Origin of the sequence: Kitasatospora sp. NPDC059146 (assembly GCF_042786665.1) — a bacterium.
Classification (GTDB): domain Bacteria; phylum Actinomycetota; class Actinomycetes; order Streptomycetales; family Streptomycetaceae; genus Kitasatospora.
The window spans coordinates 1-9,363 of sequence record NZ_JBHZCY010000210.1; the positions used below are offsets into that span (position 1 = coordinate 1).

Genomic DNA, 9,363 nt, shown 5'->3' on the forward strand with positions numbered 1-9,363 from the left:
GGTTACATTCCGAACCCGGAAGCTAAGCCTCACAGCGCCGATGGTACTGCAGGGGGGACCCTGTGGGAGAGTAGGACGCCGCCGAACAATCATTCCAAAAAGACCCCCTCCCATTCGGGAGGGGGTCTTTTTGCGTTACCCTCTGCCAATGCAGAACCTGACCCTGACCTGGCAGACCGCCGGGGGTGCCGCCGTCGTCCTCTACGGAGGCGCGTACGCCGCTGCGAGGGTCCGGAAACCGGGGGCGTCGGCGCTGCTGCGGGAGGCCGGCACGCTGCTGGCGCTGTTCGCGCTCTGGCAGCTGGTCGGGCACCTGTCGGTGATGAGTGCCGATCACGCGTTGGACCGGGCGGGCTGGATCCACCGGACCGAGCGGGCGATCGGCCTGCCGGACGAGGCCTCCTGGCAGGCGGCGGTCACGCCGTACCCGGTGCTGGTGCGGCTGGCGAACTACTACTACGCGGTGATGCACTTCGCCGTCATGCTCGGTGCGCTGCTCTGGGTCTTCCTGCGGCACCGGGAGCGCTACGCGTGGGTGCGCAACACGGTGGTGATCACCACGGCGGTCTGCCTGCTGGTGCAGTTCATCCCGGTGGCGCCGCCGCGGATGCTGCCGCAGAGCGGCTTCGTGGACGTGGCCGCGGAGTACGGGCAGTCGGTGTACGGCGGTGCGGTCGGCGGGGTGGTGGTGGCGGACCAGCTGTCGGCGATGCCGTCGGTGCACGTCGCCTGGTGCGTGCTGGCGGCGGTCGCGGTGGTGCGGGTGTCGCCGAGCCCGTTCCGCTGGGTGGTGGTGCTGCACCCGCTGCTGACGGTCGCGGTGGTCGTGGTGACGGCCAACCACTTCTGGGCGGACGGCATCGTCGCCGTCGCCATCCTGCTGTTCGCCTACGCCGTCCTGGCGTTGGCGGCACGGCGACGGGGCCGGGTCCCCGTCGAGACGGAGACCCGGCCCCGGGCCGGTGCCGAGGAGCGGCCCCAGCAGGTCGGTTGAGCCCCGGCAGGTCACTTGACCGGCAGGGCGACCTTCCCCCAGGAGCCGTGGCTCAGGCGGGAGGTGGCCCAGTACCAGGCGATGGCCCCGGAGACGGCCGCGACCCAGCCGGCGGCCTTGCCGAGGCCGCTGTAGCCGCCGAGGACGGCGATGGCGTCCAGCACGAGGGAGACGGTGAACAGGCCGTAGACGGCGCGGCTGAACAGGCCCGCGCCCCAGCTGGCGGCGGTGAGGCTGAGGGCGAGCAGGGCCCACAGCAGCAGGAACAGACCGGCGGCGTTCTTGCTCGCGCCGCCGGCCACCGACCAGGTCGCCCAGAAGGCGCCGAGGCTGGTGAAGGCGGTCCCGGTGAAGCCCTCGCCGCCGCGGAGCTGCCAGAGGCCCGCGATGAAGAGGGTGACGCCGCCGAGCAGGTGGGCGAGGTGGGCCGCGTCCCCGACACCGGTGCCGTGCAGGATCCCGGTGGAGAGCAGACCGTAGGCGAGCAGTGTCAGGCCGAGGGCGAGGTAGCCGAGGTTACCCGCGTCGGCTCCGGTGGAGCGGGCGTTCGTTGCCCCGGTAGCGTCGTTGCTCACCGGAGGCTCCTTTCACTCTGGGCGCGCGCAGGGCGCAGTGACGCTTGGTGTCGTTCCGATGAGTGGATGCGCGCGACCGCGCCGAGGGCGCACGGCTGTGAGCGTGCGCGGGCTGCGGTCAGAAGTGAGGTCAGAAGCGACGGGCCTGCGGAGAGCCGCTGGTCACGTCCCCGCCGGGGGATTCCCCGGCGAGATCGGTTTACCCGGCCCCGCTCGCTTGTACCCTTGTGAAGATAACAATTTGTGACGATGTCAGCCGGGGAACGCTCAGGTCTGGCGCCGGGTCGGAACCCGGAGCGTCAGGATCGCCATGTCGTCGGACGGCGGCTCGGGGGCGAAGCGCTCGACCGCGCGCTGCACCCGCATGGCGACCGCGCCGGCGGTCAGTCCGGTGCAGCCGGTGAGCACCTCGGCGAGGCCGTCGTCGCCGAGCATCCGCCGGCCTTCGCGGCGTTCGGTGACGCCGTCGGTGACGCAGAGCAGGACCTCGCCGGGCGCCAGCACCAGGTGCTCGGCGGTGAGTTCGAGGTCCTCCATGACACCGAGCAGCGGCTGCGGGGTGGCGGCCCGGTCGACCTGGCCGTCGGTGCGCAGCCGCAGCGGCAGCGGGTGGCCGGCGCAGACCAGGGACAGTTCGGTGCTGCCGTCCGGGCGGGGCGTCAACTCGCCGTAGAGCAGGGTGAGGAAGCGGCTGCGCGCGCCCTCGTCCAGGATGGCCGCGTTGAGCCGGCGCAGCACCTGTGGGGCGTCCAGGCCCTCGCGGGCGAGCAGGCGCAGCGAGTGCCGGGCCAGGCCGGTGACGGAGGCGGCCTCGGGGCCGGTGCCGCAGACGTCGCCGATCGCGAAGCCGTAGGTGCCCTCGCGGATGGTGAACAGGTCGTAGAAGTCGCCGCCGACCTCGTTGCCCTCGCCGGCGGCCTGGTAGTAGACGTCCACCTCGACGCCCGGGATCTCGGGCAGGTCCGGCGGGAGCAGGCTGCGCTGCAGGGCCTGGCTGGTCGCGGTGCGCTCGGAGTAGAGGCGGGAGTTGTCGAGGGCCAGGGCGGCCCGGCGGGAGAGGTCCTCGGCGAGTTCGAGGATCTCCTGCCGGAACCGCACGCCGGCCGGGACGCCGAGGGCGAGCAGGCCGATCACCCGGTTGCGGGCGGTCAGCGGCAGGACGACGGTCTCGCCGAGCAGGCCGGCGAGTTCGGGGCTGTCGGTGAGGCCGCGGGCTCCGGCGGTCTCGGTGGGCGCGGTCCAGAAGCGGACGCCGTGGGTGGGCCCGGCCTCGGGGGCGGGGGTCTTGTCGAGGAGGTCGCGCAGGGGGTCGATCCGGTCCTCGTCCTCGTGCAGGACGAAGGCGAGGCCGGCCGAGGAGCTGTGGTCGCCGTTGGTGTAGACGGCGCACCAGGAGGCGAGGGTGGGGACGGCCATCTGGGCCATCAGCGCCAGGGTCTGCTCGTGTTCGAGGGTGCCGGCCAGCAGGTCGGAGGCTTCGACGAGGAAGGAGAGCGAGCCGCGGCGCAGCCGTTCGAGCTCGGTCAGCCGGGTGCTCTCGACGGCCAGGGCGACCCGGTCGGCGGCGAACTGGAGGCGCAGCGCGTCCTCGTTGTCGTAGCGGCCGGGGGCGGCGGTGGCGATGCCGAGCGAGCCGATCAGGCGGCCCTCGACCTTGAGCGGGACGGTGAGCAGGGAGCGCATGCCGCTGCCGGTGAGCAGGGGCAGGCCGGTGGGGCGGGCGGCGAGGTCCTCGTGGACGGTGGGCAGCCGGGCGGAGTCGTAGCGGTTGCCGCTGCCCACCGGGAAGCGGGTGTGCCGGCGGTGCCCGGTGGTCAGGCCGGTGGCGGCGCGGACCTCGAACTCGGCCTCGTCGTCGGTGGTGAGCAGCAGGTAGGCGGCGTCCGCGTCGAGCAGGTCGCGGGCGCGTTCGACGGTGCGCTGGAGGAGGGTTTCGAGGTCGTCGGTGGCGACCGGGCCGGCCAGCAGGTCGAGCCGGGGACCGGTCTGGTCGGGGCGCTCGCCGGGCAGGGCGCGGGCGGGGGAGCGCAGGACGGCGCGGTCGGGTTCGAGGACGAGCAGGCAGAGGGTGGAGGCGACGCCCTCGGTGTCGCGCACGCGCACCTGGACGCCGTAGACCTCGACCTCCTCGCCGTCGGCCCGGCGTACGCCGTAGTCGCCCTCCCAGCGGGCCAGCCGGAGGGTGTCGGTGAGGCCGAGGCCGCGGCCGGGGGACTGCGGCCAGACCGCGAGGTCGGCCCAGGGGCGGCCCAGCACGGTGGCGGCGGGGTAGTGGAAGAGGGATTCGGCGTCCGGGTTCCAGGCCAGGACGCGGCCGTCCTCGTCGAGTTGGACGACGGCGACGTGCACCGGCCCGGGGCTGCTGGGCAGGTCGCTGCCGGGGGTGGCGGGGACGGCGTAGCGGGTGCCGGCCACGTGGGCGGGCAGGGCGAGCCGGAACCAGACGGTCTTCTGCCCGGCCGCGTACTCGACGCCCCAGCGTTCGGCGAGGGCGGAGCACATCAGCAGGCCGCGGCCGCCCTCGCCGTCGGGGTCGGCGAAGCGCTCGGAGGCGGACACCGGGCCGTCACCGAGCGAGGGCAGGCCGCGCTCGGGGTGGTGGTCGGTGACCTCGATCCGGACGCTCTCCTCCTCGCGCAGGCAGCACACCTCGGCTGCGGTGCCGGCGTGCACGACGGCGTTGGTGACCAGTTCGCTGACCAGCACGACGGCGTCGTCGACGACCTCGGGCAGGCCCCAGCCGAGCAGCGCGTCCCGGACGAAGCCCCTGGCGGCGGCCGCGGACCGGCCGTCGGGGTCGAAGGTGGCGGCTGCGCGCGCGGTGACCACGTTGCCACTTCTCCTCTGCTGCTCTGGCCCTGACTGTCCGGGGCTCGTGCCGACCTTCCCGGGCGGGCCGTCGGGTGGGCGGCGTCGTCGGGTCGGGTCGTGGCCCGGTGCAGCGCTCCACCCTACTTTCCGCTTGGTTCCCCGTGGGGGCGGGGCGGCGAAACAGGCACCGGAGGGTGATTCTGCCCACCTGTTTCGGACGGTGCGGGGACAACCGTGGGCAACCAGCCGTATACCCGGCGCCGGTGCTGCCAGACTGGGGGGTCCGCGACGGCCGGTGGGAGCAGTACGGTCGTGTGGGTGCCGGTGGGCCGTGAGGTCCGGCCGGTACGCAGCCCAGCCGGGCCGGTGCCCGGTCCCGTGCCGTTCCGGCGCGGCGGTCACCGGACAGTACACACGATGTGGGAGGGGCCCGTTGAGTTCGGCCACCAAGGACGCCACCAAGGACGCCACCGGTACGACGCCGCAGGCTCCGCGCGGCGGGCGGGCCGGGGCCGCGCCGCGGATCGCGGCCGGCCGGCGAGCGGGCCACAGCCGCGGCGCGGAGCCCGCCGAGCTGCGCAAGCTGCTGGCCGCGCTCACCGCGATGCGGGACGGGAACTTCCGCCGCCGGCTGACGGTGCCGGGCGACGGGCCGTTGGCGGAGATCGCCGCGGTGTTCAACGAGGTCGCCGAGCGCAACCAGCACCTGACCGGTGAACTGGCCCGGGTGCGGCGGGCGGTGGGCCGCGAGGGCCGGCTGAACGAGCGGCTGGAGACCGGTGCGGGCGAGGGCGCCTGGATGGCGGCGGTCGACAACTGCAACGCGCTGATCGACGACCTGGCCCGGCCGATGGCCGAGGTGGGCCGGGTGCTGACCTCGATCGCTGAGGGCGACCTGGACCAGAAGATGGAGCTGCGCTCGCTGCACAGCAACGGGGTGAGCCACCCGTTGCGCGGCGAGTACCTGAGGATCGGCCGGACGGTCAACGGGCTGGTGGACCAGCTCTCCGAGTTCACCGACGAGGTGACCCGGGTGGCCCGCGAGGTGGGCACCGAGGGCAAGCTCGGCGGGCAGGCCAAGGTCCGCAGCGTGTCGGGCAGTTGGAAGGACCTGGCGGACTCGGTCAACACCATGGCCGGGCGGCTGACCGCGCAGGTGCGCAACATCGCCCAGGTGACCACGGCGGTGGCCAAGGGCGACCTGTCCCGCAAGGTGACCGTCGACGTGGCCGGCGAGATGCTGGAGTTGAAGAACACCGTCAACACGATGGTGGACCAGCTGAACGGCTTCGCCGCCCAGGTGACGACGGTGGCCAGGGACGTCGGCACCGAGGGCCGGCTGGGCGGTCAGGCGCAGGTGCCGGGCGTCGCCGGGGTGTGGCGCGAGCTGACCGACTCGGTGAACTTCATGGCCGACAACCTGACCGGCCAGGTGCGCAACATCGCCCAGGTGACCACGGCGGTGGCGCGCGGGGACCTCTCGCAGAAGATCGAGGTGGACGCGCGCGGCGAGATGCTGGAGCTCAAGAACACCATCAACACGATGGTGGACCAGCTCTCCGGCTTCGCCGAACAGGTGACCAGGGTGGCCCGCCAGGTGGGCACCGAGGGGCGGCTCGGCGGGCAGGCCCAGGTGCCCTGGGCGGCCGGGGTGTGGCGGGATCTGACCGACAACGTCAACTTCATGGCGAACAACCTCACCGATCAGGTGCGCAACATCGCCCAGGTGACGACGGCGGTCGCCAAGGGCGACCTGTCGCAGAAGATCCAGGTGGACGCCCGGGGCGAGATCCTGGAGTTGAAGAACACCATCAACACCATGGTCGACCAGCTCTCGGCCTTCGCCGACGAGGTCACCCGCGTCGCCCGGGACGTGGGCACCGAGGGCATCCTCGGCGGCCAGGCCAGCGTGCCCGGGGTGTCCGGGACGTGGAAGGACCTGACCAACAGCGTCAACCTGATGGCCAACAACCTGACCAACCAGGTGCGCAACATCGCCGAGGTGACCACGGCGGTGGCCCGCGGCGACGTGTCGAAGAAGATCACCGTCGACGCCCGGGGCGAGATCCTGGAGCTGGTGACCACCGTCAACACCATGGTCGACCAGCTCTCCGCCTTCGCCGACGAGGTGACCCGGGTCGCCCGCGAGGTGGGCACCGAGGGCATCCTGGGCGGCCAGGCCCGGGTGCGCGGGGTGTCGGGCATCTGGAAGGACCTGACCGACAACGTCAACTTCATGGCGTCGAACCTGACCGGACAGGTCCGCAACATCGCCGAGGTCGCCTCCGCGGTGGCCCGCGGCGACCTCTCCAAGAAGATCACCATCGACGCCCAGGGCGAGATCGCGACGCTCGCCGGGACGCTGAACACCATGGTCGACCAGCTGTCCGCGTTCGCGGTCGAGGTGACCCGGGTGGCCCGTGAGGTGGGCACCGACGGCACCCTGGGCGGTCAGGCGAGCGTGCCGGGCGTGGCCGGCATCTGGAAGGACCTGACCGACAACGTCAACCAGATGGCCAACAACCTCACCGGCCAGGTCCGCAACATCGCGCTGGTGATCACCGCGGTCGCCCGCGGCGACCTCTCGCAGAAGATCGACGTGGACGCGCGCGGCGAGATCCTCCAGCTCAAGACCAACATCAACACCATGGTCGACCAGCTCTCCGCCTTCGCCGACGAGGTCACCCGGGTCGCCCGCGAGGTGGGCACCGACGGGCGGCTCGGCGGCCAGGCCCGGGTGCCCGGGGTGGACGGCACCTGGCAGGACCTCACCGAGTCGGTGAACGAGCTGGCCAACAACCTGACCCGGCAGGTGCGCGCGATCGCCCAGGTCGCCACCGCGGTGACCAGGGGCGACCTGAGCCTGCGGATCGACGTGGACGCCGCCGGTGAGCTCGACGAGCTCAAGGACAACATCAACCAGATGATCGCCAACCTGCGCGAGACCACCCGGACCAACCAGGAGCAGGACTGGCTCAAGACCAACCTGGCCCGGATCTCCGGCCTGCTCCAGGGCCGCCGGGATCTGGAGGCCGTCGCCTCGCTGATCATGACCGAGCTGACCCCGGTGGTCTCCGCCCAGCACGGCGCCTTCTTCCTGGCCCAGCCGGCCGGGCGGACCGCCGAACTGATCACCGAGGACGACGACGAGAACGACACCGTGCTGCGCCTGATCGGCAGCTACGGCTACCAGCGGCGGGCGATGCCGACCACCTTCCGGCCGGGCGAGTCGCTGATCGGCCAGGCCGCGACGGAGAAGCGGGCGATCATCGTCAAGGAGGCGCCGCCCGGATACCTCAAGATCGCCTCCGGCCTCGGCGAGGCCTCGCCGGCCCACATCGTGGTGCTGCCGGTGCAGTTCGAGGGCCGGCTGCTGGGCGTGATCGAGCTGGCCACGTTCAGCTCCTTCACCACCGTCGCGCTGGACTTCCTCAACCAGATCGCCGACCTGATCGGTGTCACCGTCAACACCATCAGCGTCAACACCAAGACCGAGGGCCTGCTGCTGGAGTCCCAGCGGCTCACCGCCGAACTCTCGATGCGGTCCGCCGAGTTGGAGGCGCGCCAGGAGGAACTGGAGCGCACCAATGAGGAGTTGCAGGAGAAGGCCGAGCAACTCGCCCAGCAGAACCGCGACATCGAGATCAAGAACAGCGAGATCGAGGAGGCCCGGCAGGTCCTGGAGGAGCGCGCCGAGCAGCTCGCCCTGGCCTCCCGGTACAAGAGCGAGTTCCTCGCCAACATGTCGCACGAGCTGCGCACCCCGCTCAACTCGCTGCTGATCCTGGCCAAGCTGCTCTCCGACAACAACGAGGGCAACCTCTCGCCCAAGCAGGTCGAGTTCGCCGACACCATCCACGGCGCCGGCTCCGACCTGCTCCAGCTGATCAACGACATCCTCGACCTGTCCAAGGTCGAGGCCGGCAAGATGGACGTCCGCCCGGCCCGGATCGCCCTGGTCCAGCTGGTCGACTACGTCGAGGCCACCTTCCAGCCGGTCGCCCTGGACAAGAACCTGGACTTCGCGGTCCGGGTCTCGCCCGCCCTGCCGGTCACCCTGCACACCGACGAGCAGCGGCTCCAGCAGGTGCTGCGCAACCTGATCTCCAACGCCGTCAAGTTCACCGACACCGGCGGCGTCGACTTCTCGATCAGCCCGGCCGGCCGGGACGTCCCCCAGCACGTGCGCGAGCGGCTGCTGGAGTTCGGCTCGATCCAGGGCCCGGACGAGGAGCTGATCGCCTTCTCGGTCTCCGACACCGGCATCGGCATCCCCGGCAACAAGCTGCGGGAGATCTTCGAGGCGTTCAAGCAGGCCGACGGCACCATCAGCCGCAAGTACGCCGGCACCGGCCTCGGGCTGTCGATCAGCCGCGAGATCGCCCGGCTGCTCGGCGGCGAGATCCACGCCGAGAGCGAGCTCGGCAAGGGCTCGACCTTCACGCTCTACCTGCCGCTGCGCACCGAGGCCCCGGACGCCGCCGCCGAGCGGCTCCTGGACCGCCCGGGTCCGGCGAACCCGCCCGCGCTGCGCGCCTCGGTCGGGGTGACCCCGGTGGGCCTGCCGGTGCCGGTCGGCGAGAGCCCGGCCGACCACTGGGCCCAGGAGGTCCGGGAGATGGCCGAGGAGCGCCGCCGCGGGGCGGTGGAGCGCCGCCGCAGCGCCGCCCTGGAGAGCGCCGCGGTGCCGCGGGCGGTGGAGCCCGCGCAGCAGCCCCGGCCGGTCCGCGCCGACACCCGCTTCGACGGCCAGCAGGTGCTGATCGTGGACGACGACGTGCGCAACGTGTTCGCCCTGACCAGCGTGCTGGAGCAGTACGGGCTGACCGTCCTGTACGCGGAGAACGGCCGCGAGGGCATCGAGATGCTGGAGCAGCACGAGAACGTGGCGCTGGTCCTGATGGACATCATGATGCCCGAGATGGACGGATACGCGACCACGACGGCGATCCGCCGGATGCCCCAGTTCGCCGGGCTGCCGAT

4 protein-coding genes and 1 rRNA gene are annotated in these 9,363 nt (G+C 72.1%); 3 read left to right on the plus strand and 2 right to left on the minus strand.

What is annotated here, in order from left to right; translation table 11 throughout:
* Positions 1-87 (plus strand): 5S ribosomal RNA (gene rrf / locus ACFXPX_RS42415); the annotation flags it as partial.
* 61 nt (positions 88-148) lie between these two features.
* A complete protein-coding gene (locus ACFXPX_RS42420) occupies positions 149-994 on the plus strand; it encodes a phosphatase PAP2 family protein (protein ID WP_380644984.1) in 846 nt (281 codons plus the stop codon).
* Positions 995-1,005: 11 nt separating this feature from the next.
* Here ACFXPX_RS42420 and ACFXPX_RS42425 read toward each other — a convergent pair whose 3' ends face one another.
* Together ACFXPX_RS42425 and ACFXPX_RS42430 are read right to left on the minus strand one after the other, a co-directional pair.
* Complete coding sequence (locus ACFXPX_RS42425; RefSeq protein WP_380644985.1) at positions 1,006-1,569, minus strand: GPR1/FUN34/YaaH family transporter; 564 nt, start codon at positions 1,567-1,569, stop codon at positions 1,006-1,008.
* A gap of 267 nt (positions 1,570-1,836) precedes the next feature.
* A complete protein-coding gene (locus tag ACFXPX_RS42430) occupies positions 1,837-4,398 on the minus strand; it encodes a SpoIIE family protein phosphatase (protein WP_380644986.1) in 2,562 nt (853 codons plus the stop codon).
* A 586-nt stretch (positions 4,399-4,984) separates the two neighbouring features.
* Here ACFXPX_RS42430 and ACFXPX_RS42435 point away from each other — a divergent pair.
* Positions 4,985-9,363: HAMP domain-containing protein (locus tag ACFXPX_RS42435; RefSeq protein WP_380644987.1), on the plus strand; the 4,379-nt coding region annotated here is incomplete at its 3' end.